Annotated in this window: 12 protein-coding genes and 3 pseudogenes; 4 read left to right on the plus strand and 11 right to left on the minus strand. The window is 57.7% G+C overall.

The window, feature by feature from the left end; all coding sequences use genetic code 11:
• Positions 1–135: 135 nt before the first annotated feature.
• The 6 genes from ASE04_RS16555 to ASE04_RS16580 all read right to left on the minus strand — a co-directional run bounded on the left by ASE04_RS16555 (position 136) and on the right by ASE04_RS16580 (position 9,074).
• On the minus strand, positions 136–1,350 hold the full coding sequence (locus ASE04_RS16555) for a GGDEF domain-containing protein (protein ID WP_056819185.1): 1,215 nt from the start codon (positions 1,348–1,350) through the stop codon (positions 136–138).
• 945 nt (positions 1,351–2,295) lie between these two features.
• Positions 2,296–4,032 carry a CocE/NonD family hydrolase gene (locus tag ASE04_RS16560; RefSeq protein ID WP_056819188.1) on the minus strand — a complete coding sequence of 579 codons (1,737 nt, stop codon included), beginning with the start codon at positions 4,030–4,032 and terminating at the stop codon, positions 2,296–2,298.
• A 5-nt stretch (positions 4,033–4,037) separates the two neighbouring features.
• Positions 4,038–5,030, minus strand: a complete 993-nt coding sequence (locus ASE04_RS16565) for an ABC transporter permease (protein ID WP_056819190.1) — start codon at positions 5,028–5,030, stop codon at positions 4,038–4,040.
• Positions 5,023–6,522: a sugar ABC transporter ATP-binding protein gene (locus ASE04_RS16570; protein ID WP_056819192.1), complete on the minus strand. Its 1,500-nt coding sequence runs from the start codon at positions 6,520–6,522 to the stop codon at positions 5,023–5,025. Before ASE04_RS16570 ends, ASE04_RS16565 begins: the two co-directional genes overlap by 8 nt.
• The gene (locus tag ASE04_RS16575; protein ID WP_056819193.1) at positions 6,519–7,580 is read right to left on the minus strand and encodes a sugar ABC transporter substrate-binding protein; all 1,062 of its coding nucleotides are present in this window, start codon (positions 7,578–7,580) and stop codon (positions 6,519–6,521) included. Before ASE04_RS16575 ends, ASE04_RS16570 begins: the two co-directional genes overlap by 4 nt.
• 66 nt (positions 7,581–7,646) lie before the next feature.
• Positions 7,647–9,074, minus strand: a complete 1,428-nt coding sequence (locus tag ASE04_RS16580) for an arabinose isomerase (RefSeq protein WP_056819207.1) — start codon at positions 9,072–9,074, stop codon at positions 7,647–7,649.
• A gap of 345 nt (positions 9,075–9,419) precedes the next feature.
• Between ASE04_RS16580 and ASE04_RS16585 the strand changes: the two genes are divergently transcribed.
• The gene (locus ASE04_RS16585; RefSeq protein WP_244490443.1) at positions 9,420–10,211 is read left to right on the plus strand and encodes a helix-turn-helix domain-containing protein; all 792 of its coding nucleotides are present in this window, start codon (positions 9,420–9,422) and stop codon (positions 10,209–10,211) included.
• 69 nt (positions 10,212–10,280) lie between these two features.
• Positions 10,281–10,559 (plus strand): annotated as a pseudogene (locus tag ASE04_RS16590) (electron transfer flavoprotein-ubiquinone oxidoreductase); the annotation flags it as partial.
• 43 nt (positions 10,560–10,602) lie between these two features.
• Here the strand turns inward: ASE04_RS16590 and ASE04_RS30165 are convergent.
• Entirely contained in the window at positions 10,603–11,466 is an 864-nt protein-coding gene (locus ASE04_RS30165; protein WP_244490444.1) for a TniQ family protein, read from the minus strand.
• A pseudogene (locus tag ASE04_RS31675) lies at positions 11,408–12,267 on the minus strand (TniB family NTP-binding protein); the annotation flags it as partial. The gene ASE04_RS30165 and the pseudogene ASE04_RS31675, both read right to left, overlap by 59 nt.
• On the opposite strand from ASE04_RS31675, the gene ASE04_RS16605 reads away from it, so the two are divergent.
• Positions 12,255–12,689, plus strand: a complete 435-nt coding sequence (locus tag ASE04_RS16605; protein WP_056819200.1) for a sigma-70 family RNA polymerase sigma factor — start codon at positions 12,255–12,257, stop codon at positions 12,687–12,689. The pseudogene ASE04_RS31675 and the gene ASE04_RS16605 sit on opposite strands and share 13 nt — an antisense overlap.
• A 2-nt stretch (positions 12,690–12,691) precedes the next feature.
• Here ASE04_RS16605 and ASE04_RS16610 read toward each other — a convergent pair whose 3' ends face one another.
• A complete protein-coding gene (locus ASE04_RS16610) occupies positions 12,692–13,060 on the minus strand; it encodes a response regulator (protein ID WP_056819201.1) in 369 nt (122 codons plus the stop codon).
• Between the two features lie 77 nt (positions 13,061–13,137).
• On the minus strand, positions 13,138–16,239 hold the full coding sequence (locus ASE04_RS16615) for a CheR family methyltransferase (RefSeq protein ID WP_056819210.1): 3,102 nt from the start codon (positions 16,237–16,239) through the stop codon (positions 13,138–13,140).
• A 152-nt stretch (positions 16,240–16,391) separates the two neighbouring features.
• On the opposite strand from ASE04_RS16615, the gene ASE04_RS16620 reads away from it, so the two are divergent.
• Positions 16,392–16,784: a response regulator gene (locus tag ASE04_RS16620; RefSeq protein WP_056819203.1), complete on the plus strand. Its 393-nt coding sequence runs from the start codon at positions 16,392–16,394 to the stop codon at positions 16,782–16,784.
• Between the two features lie 283 nt (positions 16,785–17,067).
• On the opposite strand, the pseudogene ASE04_RS30175 reads toward ASE04_RS16620, so the two are convergent.
• A pseudogene (locus ASE04_RS30175) lies at positions 17,068–17,201 on the minus strand (IS6 family transposase); the annotation flags it as partial.

Here is a 17,201-nt window from a genome sequence, read left to right on the forward strand (position 1 = left end):
GTCACGTTTGAACTCTTCTGTGAAATTGCCTTTGCCCATATAGGCCTCCTGCCTCAAGTTTAGGGGAGAAGGCGTCTACAAATCTAGGGGCTATTCACCTTCAAGAGCGCTCTCGTCCAAAAGCGCTATATCGAATCAGGACGCCCCCATCGCCACTATCCGCAATTGATGATGCAAGGGATCGGCTGAGGGGTGCAGCAGCAATTCGTTTGGCCGTGCGGTCTCAACGCGATTCCGCCCAAGGGCTTTCGCCCGGTACAGCGCGCCATCGGCGCTTGCAAGCATCCCGGCGAGGTCGTGGCAGTCCGGTGCAGCAAGGCCGATACTGACGGTGGCCTGGGTGTTCAAACCCTCTGCCCGAGCGGCTGTTTCGGCGAACCGGCTCGCGATCACCGAGCCGCGATTGAGAGCCTGGGAATGGTCGCACCGCGGCAGAAGCGCAGCGAATTCCTCACCACCCAGCCGGACAATAAGCGCGTCGGGCCCCGCTTCTTCGCGGGCGGTTTCGGCGAACAACTGCAAAACCTTATCTCCGGTTAGATGTCCATAACGGTCGTTGATCGCCTTGAAGTGGTCGAGGTCGAAGGCGAGCAGGGAGACGGGGTCACCATGCCGCTCCCGGAGGATCCGAGCTGCCTGCTCAAAAAAGGCGTGACGGTTTGCAAGCCCGGTCAACTGATCGGTTTGTGACATGCGGAGCAGGTGGAGCTTTTCCTCCTCTCGAATAATCATCAGAAAGGACATCGGCATCGCTACCGAGTACAAGACGGCCTCGTACATCGTCGCCTCCCCGACGATGGAGATAATATCTTGCCCGTACCATTGGAGGAGAAATGGGGCAATGAACGCCCGGCCAAGGTAGAATACGGCATGGACGGCCGAGATCAATACGGCGATCGGACCAGAGCGCAATCTCTGGATTGTGCGGCTGCGCAGAAGTATCCATGCTGTCAGGCCGCAGGTCAGCGCGATGGGGATAGACGAGACATGGTTCCAGAAGGCGGCCGGGAAGTGCGTGCCAGCGATCGCCCAGGCGAGGGCTATGAACCACAACGCTGCGACGGACGGCCAGAAATACCATTGACCGTCGAGGCCGGCTATTGCGTTAAGAACCAGAAGGTAGCCCAACATCATTAGGATGTTGACTGCCCCCATGCCGAACGCGACCGGAAAGTGGCTGCGGTTCATTTCAAGCACGCACCCGAGAACGAACGCGAAGAGTGCCGCGGTCAGAACACCGAGCACACGTGCGCGACCTGGATGTGCCTGCCTTTCCCAAAGGAGAAGCGACGCTGACACCAGCAGCGTTCCGACGGTTAAGTACCAAAGGGTTTGTAAATCGATCTGCATTGCTCTGCCTGCCCTACCTAAAAGCCTACAGGGTGGTCTTTATAAGGTTCCTTACGTCGCCTCTGATATCGCCGATATGGTTGGCGTAACCTTAAGCGCGCTGTTGAGGGCCGGCGTTAAATCTAGAGGTGCGTTCCGCGAAAGGGCTTACCGGCGGATCGAATGCGACGGTAGCTGCAGCGGTTCAAGGTCTGAGAGCGCATCTCTGTCGTTCATGCGTTATCGTATTTTTATAAACAGTATTCGCGAGCAATGGGCCATGTCGCGGTTCACAACGTCTGTAGGCACGACCGAATATTGGCGCTGATACCACCTTGAGAGGGGACAAATTCCCGGATTGACAATCAAGCACTAAGGGAAAATCGGCCGGTGTGAATCACATCCATCCTAGCGGTTCCGTCACGATTGCACATCGAAACGTATTACGAGATTTCTGTTAATCTCACAATCAAAGGATGTGTGTGGATTGTACACAGCGGAAGAGGGGCCGGGTCGATTTCTGAAATTGCTCTCGCTGACGGCCCGTCCGGAATGCAGAACACGCGGGCGTGGGCAGTCGATCCCGCATCTCCTTCGGACCGCTATGCTAACGCTCCTGCGGCTGCCCTTCCTCACGCCCTCGTGTGGCGCGAATTCCCGCTTTCCGCGCGCGTACGCGCGCCGCTATGCTGAAAGCTCCGATATGCTCCTTTGTTTTCTAATTGTAGTCGGGGAGGGGGAGGCGCTGGCGACGTTCTGAGGTTGGGAGCAGCCTTCCCGCCGAGCGCCGCAGTCATAGAATACTTTAACAGAACGTGGAGTTAGCTGTTGTGCGATGTGGCCGTTCCTTAATTCCCGGCGCCAGCAGGGCTGGGACGGCGTGCAACATACCTTGGTGAATTCGGCGTCCGAGCAACGTTCTCGTGCCCGTCAAATGGAACGGTGGCATTATAACGACGGGTCCGCTTATAGAGTGGAAATCTGTGATTTCGTGAGCTTTGTCCCCCACAGCGGGGCATTTTCGACAATCGGCAACAGCAGGCAGCTTGGATTTGCAGGTCCGGAGTACACGGTCTGACTTGCGACCTTAAACTCGGATTCATGCGCAAGCGTGGAAGGTGTGTGAGACTGCGGATTGCGGTCAAACCGAGGGAAATTTGAAGATGCGACGTGTAGTCGTAACCGGTGCCCCTTCTTGAACAGTCGGCTGATATGTCCAAGGCGAACCGTGACTGCGACCGATATATCGTCTGTCGCGGCATCAGCTCTCCATCGAACGATACCATCCACTATCCCGATACTGCGCCCCTCAAGATCGACGTCGCACAGCTTGGCTGTCCAGTCGCAGGTCGAAGCGGATGAGCTAACCCAGAGAAGGGCGCTCACAGATCCGGTCACATCCAGATCCTGTCTCAAGGGTTGCCCGGTAAACACCAAGACATCGTCGCGTGCTTCGACCTTTGACTGTTCGATTGGGCCCGAGTTGCGACCCTGGAGAAGGCCGGGGAGGAAAGTCGCTCCACCAAGGCTTGGCACCGGGTATGAAGGATCTGACACGAAGCCGGTGCTTGTCGTTGGTCCGGGCAACGTGTCTAGACTGTGACGCTCACAGTTGAGAAAATGCGACACCAGGGTCGTCTTCGGTAAGGGCCATTCCGGCGCCGAATGCCAGCTGTTCGAGCCCGTGCGGAAGTAACGAACCACGGGAGAGGTCGGCTGGCGGTCCATCAGAATATCGTCGAAGAAGGCGAGGTTCTCTTCAGGTAGGTCTGCGGTCGAAGCAGCATAACCCAGCCATTCGCTTCCCTGCCAGTCACTCGGATTTCCATGTGACCATGGGCCGATAATCAGGCGGTCAGGCACAGGGCCCTGATCCGGCCACCGCGACCTGGCCTTCTGAAAAAGCTCGAGCGAACCTTCGAGAAAAATGTCGTTCCAACCCGCGACGACGAGCATTGGGGTCGTGTTGTGCTCTGTCCAGGCGGAGCGATCGGACGCGTGTTCGCCGCGCATCGCTATTGGGTCGAACCAATCGCGCACATATGGAGCCAGTTCGATCAGCGCTTTGTCGAGAATGGGAAGCCGAGCGAAAGCGGCGGATGGTTCCTGCTGGAGACGCTGAAGCAGCGCCAGCGCACGTTCGCCTGTCCCCGGGGGCAGGGTTGCCATTCGACGCTGGAGATGGTCGAGGCCCAGCGACTCGATTATCCATAGGAGCAAGAATGCAAGCTCGAGCGCGCCACCCCGATACATCCAAGTGTCGTCATGGCGGGCCGTTGTCAATTGAGGCGCGATCGCTGACAAGCCAGTCGGGTTTTCCGAGAGTGCCAGCACTTGCGTTGCGCCGACATAGGATGCTCCGAACATCGCGACCTTCCCATTACAGAACGGCTGAGATCTCAACCATTCGATCGTGTCGGCGCCGTCGCGCCCCTCAAACTCAAAGGGCACGAATTCGCCGCTTGATTGATAGCGGCCGCGCGTATCCTGAACCGCGATCGCATAGCCGCGGCGAAGCGCGGTCTGAAACTCGAGCGCCGAGATATACTGCGAACCGAAGGGCGTTTCCTTTCGGTAAGGTGTCCGCTGCAGAAGCACGGGACGGGCATCATCGGTGGCAGGAAGCCAGATGTCTGTCTTCAGGATAACGCCGTCCCGCATCGTCACGTCGACGTTGTCGAGCAACCTGAATGTCGCTTGCATCGCTCTCAACGCCCCCCGACGAGACGTTGCCGGAGTTGGTCGAAGGAGACGGCAAGGATGAGCAGGAAGCCGGCGGCGGCCTGCTGCCAGGACGAGTTGATATTCATCAGCGTCAGTCCATTGTTCAAAACGCCGACAATTAGTAGGCCGATCACTGTTCCAAACATCGTGCCCGTTCCGCCCTTCAGCGACGTACCACCGAGGATAACTGCAGTGACCACTGCAAGCTCAAGGCCGAGACCCGTTGTGCCGGAGGTCGATCCAAGCTGCGAGGCGTTCATCAGGCCACCCAGCCCGATAAAGCCGCCCGAAAGCAGGAAGCTCAAGAAGACCACGCGTTTCGTCTTGATGCCGACCAGGCGCGCTGCGTTCTCATTGGCCCCGATCGCATAGATTGACCGACCGAAAACCGTGCGTTTCAGAACAATTCCAACAACGACAGCCACCAGAACGAAGACGAGCGCGGAAATCGGAATATTAAGGAAGGGCCGCCAGATCGCCCAGTCGAAGTTCGATATCAGCAAGTTCTTGCCGCCACCGATTGATTGAGTGAGCCCCCGGAAGATCGCGAGAGTGCCGAGTGTCGTGATCAGCGCATTGACCCCGATCTTCGTCACCAGGAAACCATTGATGACACCGATTGCCATGCCGACGAGCAAGCCCAGCGCGCTCGCGGGAACAATACCGATACTGTTTACGGTGAGCGCCATCACTAGCGCGACGAAGGCGACCCCGCTGCCGACCGACAGGTCGAACTGACCAGCGATTAGCAGCATCGTCCCACCTGCCGCCAGAACACCCGTTATCGACAGGGCGGTGATAACGTTGACCCAATTGCCCCAGGTCAGGAAGTATGGCGAGCTCAAGGAGAAGAAGATGATCTCTACGAGCAGGAAAGCGAGCAGCGCGGCCGATTCCGGGGTCCTTCGCCATAGCGACGTCCTGTCGCCGGTCGGTTCGATATCTGTCATGGCCTTGGATTGCAGATTGTCATGCATGGACACCGCCTCCCGCGGCTTCGGTCAGGCTTTCGGTTGAAATACGGTCGTGCGGGATCTCGGCGATCATCTGCCCCCGGACCAGGATAAGCGCGCGGCTGGCCACTGCATTGATGTCCTCGTAGTCGGAGGTCGCGATAATGATGGCGTGGCCCTTGGCAGCCAGTTCAGCGAGGACGCGGTAAATTTCCTGGCGAGCGCCAACATCGACACCGCGCGTTGGCTCGGTTAGCACCAGTATTCTGGAGCCGGCCTCCAGCCAGCGGCCGAGCAGCACTTTCTGCTGGTTGCCGCCTGAGAGTTCGGTAATCCGCTGGTTGCCGGATGGATCCGCCTTCACTCTAAGTTCGCGATGCCATCGGGAATAGGCCGAGCTCAATCGCTCGCGGCTCAGCATACCGTGCCGGGCCAGTCGCGACCAACTCGGGGCCGAAAGGTTTTCGGCCAGCGACATGGTGCGCAGCAATCCTTCGGTGGCGCGATCGGCGGGCAAATGACCAATCGAGGCTGCGATCGCCTCGGCGGGATGCCGGAAATGTTTCGGTTTGCCGTCGACGAGAAGCCTGCCGCTGTCAAACTGGCGCGCCCCGACCAAGGAGGCGGAAAGCTCTTGAACGCCGGACCCGACCTTGCCGTACATGCCGAGGATCTCGCCGGGTCTCAGCGTGAACGAGATATCAGAAAACGCGTCCGAGCCAAGACGCTCGGCCTCGAGTGCCGGCTCGGCTGTCGATTGGGGGGCTGGGAGCGAATGACGGGCATGAGCAACTGCCCGCCCGACCATCGCCTCGATTACCTGTTCCTGATTAATTTCGGGGGTTGGACGGTCGAGCGAAACGCGACCGTCGCGCAGAACGCAGACGCGGTCTGCCAGTGCAAAGACCTCGTCGAGCCTGTGGGTGATGTAGAGAACGGCCGCGCCGCGCTCGGCCAGGCGGCGGATCAACTGAAAGAGCTTGCGCGCTTCCACGTCCGAAAGTGCGGCCGTCGCCTCATCGAAGATGATGCATTTCGATGCGCCGATCGTTGCGCGCGCGATTTCGATGATCTGGCGCTCGCCGAGGCGAAGGTTCGCCACCTTGGCTGTCAGCGGCAGCTCGGCGCCGAGAAGATTGAGCGCCTCTTGCGCCATTCGCAGCATCGCGCGCCGATCAAGAAGGCCACCCCGGGTTGGCCAAGCGCCGAGAACGATGTTCTCGGCAACCGTAAGCGTTGGGGCGTCGGCAATCTCCTGAGCGATCAGCCGGATGCCTGCTTCGCGTGCATCACTGACGCTGTGGAAGGAGGATGCCTTGCCGTCCACAGTTATCGTTCCGTCGTCTGGCCGGTGGTCTCCAGCCAGAATGCGCACAAAGGTAGATTTCCCGGCGCCGTTTTCTCCGAGAAGCGCGGTTATCGTGCCGGCGGCGAGGTTGAGGTCCACACCATGTAGGACCTCAACCGGGCCGAACGATTTCCTGATGCCGCGGACGGCAAGGAAGTCCGTCGTCATTTGCAGGCAAACTCCGGGTAGACCTTGCTGACATTCTCAGGCGTGATCAGCTCATGGGGAACCAAGATCTGGCTGTTGATCTTCTCGCCTTTGATTGCTTTCACCAGGTTCGGGACGATCAGGTCAGCGTAACGCTCAGGGAAGTAGGCGGCGGTGGCGATAAAGTGCGGAGCGGTCCAGATCTGGCAATTGTCCGGATCGAAATTCTGGACGCCAAGATAGAGGTCCTGCGTTCTCCCCTGGGTGCGTGCCGCGGCAAGTGCTGCGGTGATGACATCCTCATTGATCCCAACGGTGATGATCTTGCCGGCACCGGGCAAAGCGGTCAGCGTGTCGGTAACCTGACGCTGTGCGGCGTCTGCCTGGCCGCCTGCGCCGGTATCGATGATGCGCAGGTTCTGAACTGGCCCGCAAACGGCCTCGAATGCCTTGCGAATGCCGCCCATGCGTTGATCATTGACGACGCCCACCGCAGTGGATTCCAGCGAGACGAAGGCATCATATTCGCAGTTGAAGTTCTTGCCGAAATACATGCCGAGTTCGTGGCCGACGATCTCGCCGGCATAGGAATTGGCGGCACCGACGAAGGCCGTCTCGCAAGGCTTCTGCTGGATGTCGATCGCGATGACAGGAACTTTCGGACCTTCGGCGCAGATATTGGCGGCCGCGGCCGCATCTGCCTGGAAGGTAACGAGGCCATCGACGTTCTGTGTCTTGAACTGGCGGACGCAAGCAAGCGCGGTTGCCCCGTCCATCTTCGAATCGCAGGTTACGAGCTTGAAGCCGGCGGTCTCCGATGCCTTTTCCATGCCGCGCTGTAGCGCGTCGGTGAATGGAACGCCAAGGATAAGCTGGGTGAAGCCAAGGGTCAGTCCCTTTGCGCTACCCGGTGCGATCGGTTCGAATTTGGCAACTTCGGCCGGCGGCGTCGGCGCCGGGGCGTCGAGATGGATTTCCGCGGCCTTTGCCGTGTGGCCCGCGAGGGCCAGGGCAGCCGCGACGAGCAGCCATTTGAATCCGCCCCTGCTGGCTAGATCTTTCATACGTCCCATTTGCATTTCAGGTCCTCCTCACCCTGTTGAACTGTTTTCGACCATGGCCTTGACCGTGGTCACGAGCGGTACTCAGCAGACCTGGACCACCTCGAGATCCAGGAGCTTGCCGAGTTTTTCAATCTTTGTTGCAATATGCCCGACGCCGACGGCGCAATGATGCGCCGGCCCTTGAGCGTTCCAGTCTTCGACGAACCGGCGGGCGCCGATGTCGAACCTGTAGCGGCTGTTGGTATTGCCAATCTCGAGGATCGGTCCTGCAACCGACTGTCCCTGTGCGCAGAGCAGAACGATGCGTCCCTCTCTCTCTATGACGGAAAGAAGCGTCACCGGGCCATGCTTGACGGACATCTCGACACTGACGCCGGAACCGACCTTGCCGTGATAGACCTTGAGAGGCCTTATCTTGGTCTTACCTTCAGCGACCTTGATATGGCCGGGCCCATCGTGTCCCATCAGCACGACGTCTTCTAGGAAGTCCATTGCATAGTATTCGGTGAAGGATCCGCCCGCCCCGAAGCTGTCCATGATCTTCATCGCCTGGACGTTCTTGACCTCGTACTCACCCGCCACCGGGATTCCCTGCGCCGTCAGAAGTGAGCAGCCGACGATAACGGAGGTGATCACGTCTTCATATTCATGGCCGGGCGTCGATTCATAGTAATAGGCGAGCGAACCGAGTTTCTTCTGATCGACGAATTTTCGCAGGGCAACGGCCGTACCGGCGGCTCTTCGCAATTCCGCCGGATCGCAATCGGGATCGATGTCGAATCCATCCTCTATCGTGGCCAGCAGTGCTTCAATCTCGGCTTCCGTTGTCTCCCGCCGCAGTCGTGCCAACTCGTCGATTTCGACAATTTCGACATGCGTGCCGAAGGCGGCCGTGTGGGCGGTCAGGTCGGAATAGATATCGAGCATGCCGTTGTAATACCGACCCATGACGCCCAGCCTGTTGTGCGCCATGACATGGGAAACGCGCGCGGCATCGATCCAATCGGCGATCTCACGGTCGACAATCTGGTCGCCGTGCAGCGTGCCGGTGATCTGATGGAAGGCGACGCCCGAGCGGCGAAAGACATTGGCGATCTCTGGCACCGGGCAGGCGCCACAGAACGCCAGCCATTCGCCGGTCATTCTCGTCCGGTCGCCGAGTGAATTGAAGCTGCGGTAATCAATAGCGGCTTCCGGCTGCAGGTTGAGGATCACGACGGGTACACGCGCTCGCCTGACAACCGGCAGGACCGTGGAGGACAGCGCGTAAGTCGTCACATGCAGAAAAATGATATCGACATCGGCTTCGCGGAACCGGTGACCAGCGTCCAAGGCCTTTTCAGGAGTATCGATCAAGCCAAGATTGATGACATCTATATCCGGACGAGCGAGCTTTTCGGCCATCTGGTCGACATAGGTCGAAAGCCTCTCCTCGAGCCCGTTAAACTGTGGCCAATATGTTGCCAGCCCGATCCCGAAGAGGCCGACTTTTAACTTGCGGTGCGTCATGCGCACTCCGCCGATGAGCGGCCGCAAAAAGGGCATTGCGGCAGGCTTGCGCCGACCACGTTCGGAAATGATGACACTGTCTTGCCTCCTCCAGGGCCGCAAAGACGTGCGGCTCGGCTATTACTGGACCGGCGGCTCGTCGCCATCGGTTCCATCCTCTCGGCAAACCGTAGCACCACAGATGCGAGTTGACATCACGCTCTTTTCTTCAAAAATGATCTGAAGCATACAAAAACTGATTATCGATCGAGATCCATGACGCGGAATTATTTCCTTTACTTGCCCGACAATCGCCTGTGTTCCGCGTGGGGATGCACCGCTGTTTCCACCGGGCATACGAAAATCATGCCTCGTTCGCCGTATCCGCCGATCCGCCATCCCGACGATCATCATTTCGACTGGAAGCGAGGCCGCATCCTGCAGGCCTACCAGGTGATCCTTATCTCGGAAGGGCAGGGGCTTTTCGAATTCGGACATCGTGGCCGCACGCAACAGGTGCGCGCCGGTTCGGTCGTTCTTCTCTTTCCCGGCGTCTGGCATCGCTTCGCCCCGGATGCCGAGCTTGGATGGACCGAAAACTGGATCGAGTGTCGAAGCACCGCTTTTGATTTTGCCCGCACAGCGGGATTGATCGACCCTGCTCGGTCGGTGCTGCCTTCAAGCTCGGAATTTGCGGACGTGTTTGAGAAGATCCATCGTCTTGCGATTGAGGAAGGCCTGTCCAACCAGTCGCTCATCTCGACCCTCGGTCTGCAACTGTTGGCTCTGCTTTCACGGCAAAGTGAACTCGCGTCTGCGGCGCCAGCCGATCGACTGGTTGAACGAGCCCGCGTCCTGTTGATGGAGCGTTGCACGCAACACGTCTCGGTGGAGAAACTGGCCGAGGAGCTTGGTGTCAGCTACTCCCACTTCAGGCGCGTCTTTCGAGAAAAGACAGGTTCTTCGCCCAAGCAGCATTTGGTATCGCTGCGAATTCGCAGAGCGCAAGACATCTTCGCGAATACCGATAAGTCGGTAAAGGAAGTGGCCGGACTGCTTGGCTTCAGCTCCGCCTTTCACCTCTCAACTCAGTTTCAAGCAATAGTGGGTCGCAGTCCTTCTTCCTACAAGAAGGCTCCCTTCGACGATGGTTCGTAGAGCGTAAGGTGGTTTCGATCGCTATTGCCTTGTTGGTTTGGCCCCGTTCAACGGGCGGTCAAGTAGTCGGTTGCGGTGGTCGTGCTCGAGAAGGGTGCCGAGGTCGGCGCCCATATTCTGTCGGGCGCCGTCGTCGATCCGATCGGCATCGATCGTCTGCTGCCGGACTGGCGTGAGGAGAGCGATCATCCATTCAAGACCGAGGTCAAGGACGATCACTTCCTGCTGCTCGGCCCGGCCGGCTCGATCCGCCTGCCGAACTTCGCCATGCCGCCGCTGATGAGTAATCACGGCAATTACATCGTCTCGTGTCGTTTGGCAGTTAACCGTGAGATTGCGGCCGGTGTTTTCCCATTTGGCACTTAATTAGAGATTCTGTCGGCCGAGAATCTCAAATTAAGTGCAACTGTGACGATCCAAGCGACTGACGCGAACAGTCTACGATCTCTTCTATAGCGCTGTCGAAGCGGGCTTTGTTCTCACCCATCATATGGCCACTCAGCATGCGAAGCATTTCGGGCCCGGCATGCTGGACAATGGCGACACCTGCCAAGAGGGCAGGGCGCAAATACATGGGCAAGATCGGGCTTGCTGGACTCGGAAGTTTGCTGGTTTTCATCTGCATGACGTCGTCGAGATCAGGAATGATGACACCGAGCAGCCTATAGCCCGACGGTTCGTAACCGGGCACCGACTTTGGAACGCGCCGCATTAGCAGGAGACGGGCAATCTCATTCGGCGATACCCAGTTTGGGATACCATGCTCAGCCTCGTTGTCGAGCATTTCTTCCCCCATCAGCGCTGCATGGTGATAGCCGCCGAAGGGAGTGGGGCCGTCATTCCCGCCAATTGTCTGTAATGTGCCTCCGCAAAGCTGGCAGGTGATCCGCCAGCCTAAGAATTGGCTTCGAAGGATGACGGGCAATCCGTCGGCCGTTCGGCGGCAGGTAGAGCACGATTGTCGAGGCTCGCTTGCGATCATTCGCCGTGATGATTGCGGAATATTCGAGAACGTCATGCGGCGGAGCGTAGTGGGCTCGATCGAGAATATGTGGGCGATGCGGACGACCTGATCCTCGGTGAGATTCAAATCGGCGGCGCGTAATGATAGCAATTCGGGGAGGCAATGATGAAGCATGGCCAAGGGAGAGATCGCATAGAATGCGGCATGTCGGGCGATCCACGACGACAAAAGCTCATCGGCGTACGGAGCCAGCCTTACCGGCAGTGGCCGTTCGCATGAGTTCGTCTTCACGCGAATGCTGCGTCGCGTCGAATTTTGGCTCCCATTTCTCAATGGCTTCGTCGGTAATCCGCTCTCTTCCGCTTTCGATTGCCTCGATGGCCAGTGAGTTGACGATGTGGAAGATGTTGGCAGTAATGCCCTCTGTGACTTGCAGTATTCGCCGCAGTGATTTCGCGGTTAGCACCGACGGGTGCAGCAATGGAGTATTTCGCAGTATCAAGGCGACCAACATTTCGAACTGCTCATTTGCGGCCCACCGGCTCAGCGTGAACTGATCGAAGCGACGCGCCAACTGGACATCGCCACCAATGGCCTCACGAGCGTCGTTCACGCCGAAACACACGAGGGAGATCTGGAGGCGGTTGCTGAGAAAGCGCAAGGTATTTAATACGATGCGCTGCTCGCGATAGGTTCCGGCGAGAATGTTGTGTGCCTCGTCGATCACCAAAACCTGCACGCCAATCGCTTCCATGATCCTCAGTGCCGCTTGCTCCATCTGGGCGATATCGGCACGCGGTCGCTGTGGTGCGCCGAGCAGGGTCAAAAGTTCGGCGTAGAACCGCCGTTCGCTAGGCCGGCTGGTCATCTCCATTGCCAGAACCGGTGTCTCAGCCTGCCGGTAAGCGGGTTGAAGCTTGGTGGGTGGTGGTCACGGAAGCGCTTCATGATCATCGTCTTGCCCATGCCGCTGTCGCCATAAATGGCGAGCGACGGCATTCGAGTCCCGCGTGGATGATCGACTAAGAGGTTCAGCCGATCAAGTACCTGCTTGGCACGCGGGTAAATGAGCCAGCGACGTGATCTTACAGAACACCGACGCTGAAGACCAGGAGACTTTGCTTAAGGCACTGTCTAACTTAGACAAATTCGAAGAAGGGACGAAACTTCTGTCCTGGATGTTTACCGTCATGCGCAACACGTTTTGCACGCACTATAAAAATGCTCGGCGCGAGGGCCCGGCTTCCGTGGAAGCCATTTTTGACACAGTTTCCACGGCCCCATCCCAGGAATGGTCGGTCGCGGTTCGGGAACTCGACTGTGCAATGACGCACCTAAGCGCCGACCAGCAGCACGTTTTGATGCAAGTCGTCGTGCTCGGCGACAGCTATGAGACGGCCGCATCGGAGGCCGGATGTGCCGTCGGCACGATCAAAAGCCGTATCAACCGGGCCAGAAATCGTCTCCTAGCAAACTTGGAAGGCCAGGAACGGAGGCTTGGCAGGTCTCCGTAGGATCAACCATCCGTTTCTCTCGGTTCGAACAGTCCCCTGGCAATCTTTTCAAGCTCGACCGGTTTTTCACACAGAACATAGCCGTTAAAACGCTCCGGAATGACAGAAGCGTCGTAAGCGGTTGCAAAGACGAAAGGTATACCAAGCTCGTCAAGCTTGGTAGCGACCGGAAATACCAGTTTATCGTCCAGGAAGACATCGAGGATTGCAGCATCCACGTGCTGCCCTTCCACGAGCTCCAGGGCACGATCGACGCGGGCGGTCGGCCCGACGACATGCGCTCCGAGATCTTGCAGCCGCCGGCGCGCTTCGTCCGCAAGCAGAAACTCGTCTTCGACGACGAGCACCCGTTTGCCGGCAAACATTTTCATGTAGGGCGATAGTGGAGGTTTTTTCACGTTTCAAAGCCTGTTCGGTTGGTGTCACGCGTACGCGAGTGGTGGAGGTGTTAGCCTCTTGAGACCAAGGGAAACGACAAATCGACCGTCAAACCGTGTGGCTCGTATTTTGTTTCCACTTTTCCGCCAAGCCGGTAACTTATTTCTCCTTCGAGTAGCGCGCTTCCAAAACCCTTGGCCTCCGGCTTGGAAACCATTGGGCCATCTCGTTCTATCCACTTCATAACGAAATTGCCGTCTTCCAGTTTCCATTCCACAGACACGGACCCTTCTGTCGTGCTGAGTGCTCCGTATTTTGCAGCATTCGTTGCAAGCTCGTGCGTCACCATACTGAGAGCTAGGCCGCGCTGCGGGGTGAGCTTGCACTCTTGGCCACTGAGGACGAACCGGTCATTCCCAAATGGCGAGAGTTCCTGCGCCAGGAGATCGCCGACGGCGGCTTCTTTCCACTGCTCGCGTGTGAGAAGTCCATAGGCTCGCGACATGGATTTCAGCCGGCCGATGAGTGCCTCGTTGAAAGCCTCCGGGGAGGATGATGTCGCCAGTGTTTGCGTAGCGATCGTGATCGTCACGGCAAGCATGTTTTTCACGCGGTGGTTCAGTTCCGAGATCAATACCTTTTGCTGTTCCTCCGCTTCGGCCAGGCTAGTGACGTCGATCAGCGTCACGATGACACCGTCGATTTTCTGATGCTCGCCGCGATAGGGGATCAAACGCGCCAGATAATATCGACCGGCTTGGTCGCGTGACAGGTGATGATCGCGATCGCCGCCGGTGGAAAACACCTCCGCGATGTGTTCCTTCAATTCCGGATAATTGAGATCGCTCGACAGCTCCGTCAGTGGGCGGCCGATATCGGAGGGGCGCACGTTAAAAAAGGCGGAAGCGGCCGGCGTGAAGTTGCGAATGACGAGGTTGCGATCAAGGAACACGGTCGCGATTTGAGTGGCAGCGAATAGGTTTCTGAGATCGCTGTTGGCGCCATCAAGGTCTTCAACCTTGGTGCTGAGCTCGGCGTTTATGGTGTTCAGCTCTTCATTCAGAGACTGCATCTCCTCCTTTGATGCTTCCAACTCCTCGTTGGAGGATTGAGCCTCTTCGTTGACCGACACCAACTCTTCGTTCGAAGATTTCAATTCCTCGAGCGCCGTCTCATACTCCTCGATGGTCGACTGCAAACGCTCGCGCGTATCGCGGAGTTCTTGCTCGAGCTCAGCGATTCCGTCAATATTTGGCTGTTCGCGTTGCGCATCCGAGCGCAATTTCGACGAACCGACGTTTTCAAACAGGACAAGATAAAGCGTTTCGGCGCTTGCGCGCCCGGCGAGCGGCTCTATCGTCAGGTTGACCAGCTGGATCCGGTCCTCGTCGTCATCAAGCACGATATTCTCGCGCCTGACCTGTTGGCGTGTCGCAACGGCGTCGCGGAAAGCGGCACGCAGCTCCAGCCGCAGGCCCCGCCTTGCCATGCTGAGCAGTTGCCGGTTCGGAGCTCCCTGTGCTGCTTCGATATATTTTCCGGTCCGGGCAGAGTAATAGACGATATCTCCGTCTGCGTTCACCACCACATGCGGCGGTGAAAATCTTTCGAGGACTTGCCCTTCCACCGCCTGGCGTAGCGGAAAGCCGTTCTTCCTGGCTTCGAGTTTCGCTTGAGGGAAGACGTTGTATCTTTCCTCGCCGTTCAGCATCGGCAACCGATGGACCGGTCCAGTGTGCTCGCGTGCCTGAAAGATCCGGTTTTTCTTGTCGAGCGTCGTGAACAGGTCAGTATGCTGGCTTAGGCCCTCCGAGGTCCCGAGGAAAAGATATCCGCCGGGTGTCAGCGCATAATGAAACGTCGGAATGACCTTATTCTGGATATCCGCTCCGAGGTAGATCAAAAGATTGCGGCACGAGACCAGATCCATACGGGAAAACGGTGGATCCCGAATGACGCTGTGCGGTGAGAAGATGCACAATTCACGCACTGCGTTGGCGATCACGAAGCTTGCGCCGTCGCTCAACAAGTATTTCTGCCGCCTCTCAAGCGAGACGCCATCGAGCAGTGTCTCCGGATAGCGGCCGGCTCTTGCCACTCCAAGGGCCGGTTCATCGATGTCGGTTGCGAAAATCTGCACCCGCGGCACGACCGAGAGCGTGTCCATATGTTCTCGCAGCAGAATGGCGATGGAATAGACTTCTTCCCCGGTAGCGCAGCCCGGAATCCAGACACGAACCGTATCGGTCGCGTTTTTGCCTTCGAAGAGTTTAGGAACGATATCGGTTTCCAGGATCTTGAAGGCATCCGCATCCCGAAAAAAATTGGTGACGTTGATCAGCAAATCCCGGAAGAGATCCATGACTTCTTCCGGTTCACTGCGCAAATAATCGAGGTATGCGCTGAGAAGATTAAGCTGCTTGACCTGCATACGGCGTTTGACGCGGCGCAAGAAGGTTTTAGTCTTGTATCCGGAAAAATCATGTCCCGTATGGCTTTTGAGGATAGCACAGATGGCATGGCGGGCTTGCTCCGTTTCCGCCTCGGTATGATTCCCTTGATCAGCGGTGAGATCCGTTACCAACTCGAAACTGCGTGCGAACGCCGTCAGCTTCTCTCCCATGTCTTCAACGGGGATAGCGAAATCAATCATGCCCGTGGATATGGCGCTCTGCGGCATATCGGGATTGCTCGGGCCGGAGCCGTCGGCCACCTGAGCCATGGTCAGGCCGCCCCGTTCCTTGATTGCCTTTGTGCCCAGCGTCCCGTCCGAATCTCCGCCGGATAGAATGATGCCAACGGCGTATTCTCTTTGATCATCGGCGAGTTCGCTCAAGAAAACGTCAACGGGCTTTCGCTCGCGAGCCCCTGGCGGTAACCGATGCGCAAGGAGAACAGCATCCTTGATGGTCAGGATGGTGTTTTCAGGCATGACATAGACCACACCGGGTTTCACCGGTGTACCGTCGGATGCCTGGATCACATCCATCTCCGTATAGCGGCCGACGACTTCATGGAGGCGGCTTTCCCGCTCAGGGCTAAGGTGGGTGACGACCACGAAAGCCATTCCACAATCTCGTGGCATGCCTTTGAAGAACCCTTCCATCGCGGGAATGCCGCCGGCTGAGGCTCCGATCCCGACAATGGGAAATTTCAGGTTATGTGACGTCATCATCGACTCCAAACGCGGGCCGATGCTTGTCAGCGGCGCATTGCTCGGTATCAAGTGTAAGGCGATGGCTGAATTTTCGCAATAAATCCACCAGGGATCGGAACATTTTGTAAACTGCCAAGTCTGACGTGTGTTCCACGGGAGTGCCAGTGATGACCGTATCCAATCTGAAAAATCTGCCGGTGCTGATCGTCGAGGACGAGTATCTGATCGCGATGGAGCTTATCGAGCAGTTGGAGGCGGTTGACGCCATTATCCTTGGCCCAGTTTCCAGCGTTGAAGACGCGCTGAAGTTGATTTCTGACCATTCACCCATTTCCGTGGCGGTTCTCGACTGCAATCTGCGGGGAGAGCTGTGTTATCCGGTCGCCGACGCCTTGCAGGCCCGCCGCATTCCGTTTGTCTTTACAAGCGGCTATTCCGCCGACGAGTTTCCAGAAAAATATGCCGGTGTTCCACTCGTGGAAAAACCGTTCTTGGCCAGTGAGGTCGTTGCTCGGCTCGAAAGTCTGGTGCGTGAGGCCGTCACGGTGTTGCGCGCTTAGAAGGTTTTGAATCGCTTTACGAAAAACGCAGGTTTGCAGGGAACAAGCGTCCCCAAGCAAGGTTCGTGGTGCGATTTCAAAAAAAGGAGCACGCCAGTGAACTTAGCAAACCACCGCATTTTGACCTCGACAGTTCTTCTCTCCTCGCTTTTCCTTGCGGTGCCTTCAGTTCACGCCCAGGAAATGGCCAAGCCCACAACCGAGATGCAGGCCGTCCTGGATAAGCTGGCGGGGTGGCGTCGCCTTAACCGAGCAGAGCACGCGATCGTGCTTCGGCGTGAATTCACCCTTTGATCGACAAGGCGATTTCACGCCAGGCGGTGCTGGCGTGGGCGCGGAGTTGGCGGTGGTCGGCGGCAGTCAGGTGTTTTCGATGAAGATGGAAAAGATTGGCAATCTGGCCGTGGGTTGAGACGA

This window comes from Rhizobium sp. Root708 (assembly GCF_001429725.1).
GTDB lineage: Bacteria > Pseudomonadota > Alphaproteobacteria > Rhizobiales > Rhizobiaceae > Rhizobium.

What these genes read in the sequence shown, in the direction of transcription:
- ASE04_RS16555 (WP_056819185.1), bottom strand. Translation starts at nt 1,350, where the DNA reads ATGCAGATCGATTTACAAACCCTTTGGTACTTAACCGTCGGAACGCTG.
- ASE04_RS16560 (WP_056819188.1), bottom strand. Translation starts at nt 4,032, where the DNA reads ATGCAAGCGACATTCAGGTTGCTCGACAACGTCGACGTGACGATGCGG.
- ASE04_RS16565 (WP_056819190.1), bottom strand. Translation starts at nt 5,030, where the DNA reads ATGCATGACAATCTGCAATCCAAGGCCATGACAGATATCGAACCGACC.
- ASE04_RS16570 (WP_056819192.1), bottom strand. Translation starts at nt 6,522, where the DNA reads ATGACGACGGACTTCCTTGCCGTCCGCGGCATCAGGAAATCGTTCGGC.
- ASE04_RS16575 (WP_056819193.1), bottom strand. Translation starts at nt 7,580, where the DNA reads ATGCAAATGGGACGTATGAAAGATCTAGCCAGCAGGGGCGGATTCAAA.
- ASE04_RS16580 (WP_056819207.1), bottom strand. Translation starts at nt 9,074, where the DNA reads ATGACGCACCGCAAGTTAAAAGTCGGCCTCTTCGGGATCGGGCTGGCA.
- ASE04_RS16585 (WP_244490443.1), top strand. Translation starts at nt 9,420, where the DNA reads ATGCCTCGTTCGCCGTATCCGCCGATCCGCCATCCCGACGATCATCAT.
- ASE04_RS16610 (WP_056819201.1), bottom strand. Translation starts at nt 13,060, where the DNA reads ATGAAAATGTTTGCCGGCAAACGGGTGCTCGTCGTCGAAGACGAGTTT.
- ASE04_RS16615 (WP_056819210.1), bottom strand. Translation starts at nt 16,239, where the DNA reads ATGACGTCACATAACCTGAAATTTCCCATTGTCGGGATCGGAGCCTCA.
- ASE04_RS16620 (WP_056819203.1), top strand. Translation starts at nt 16,392, where the DNA reads ATGACCGTATCCAATCTGAAAAATCTGCCGGTGCTGATCGTCGAGGAC.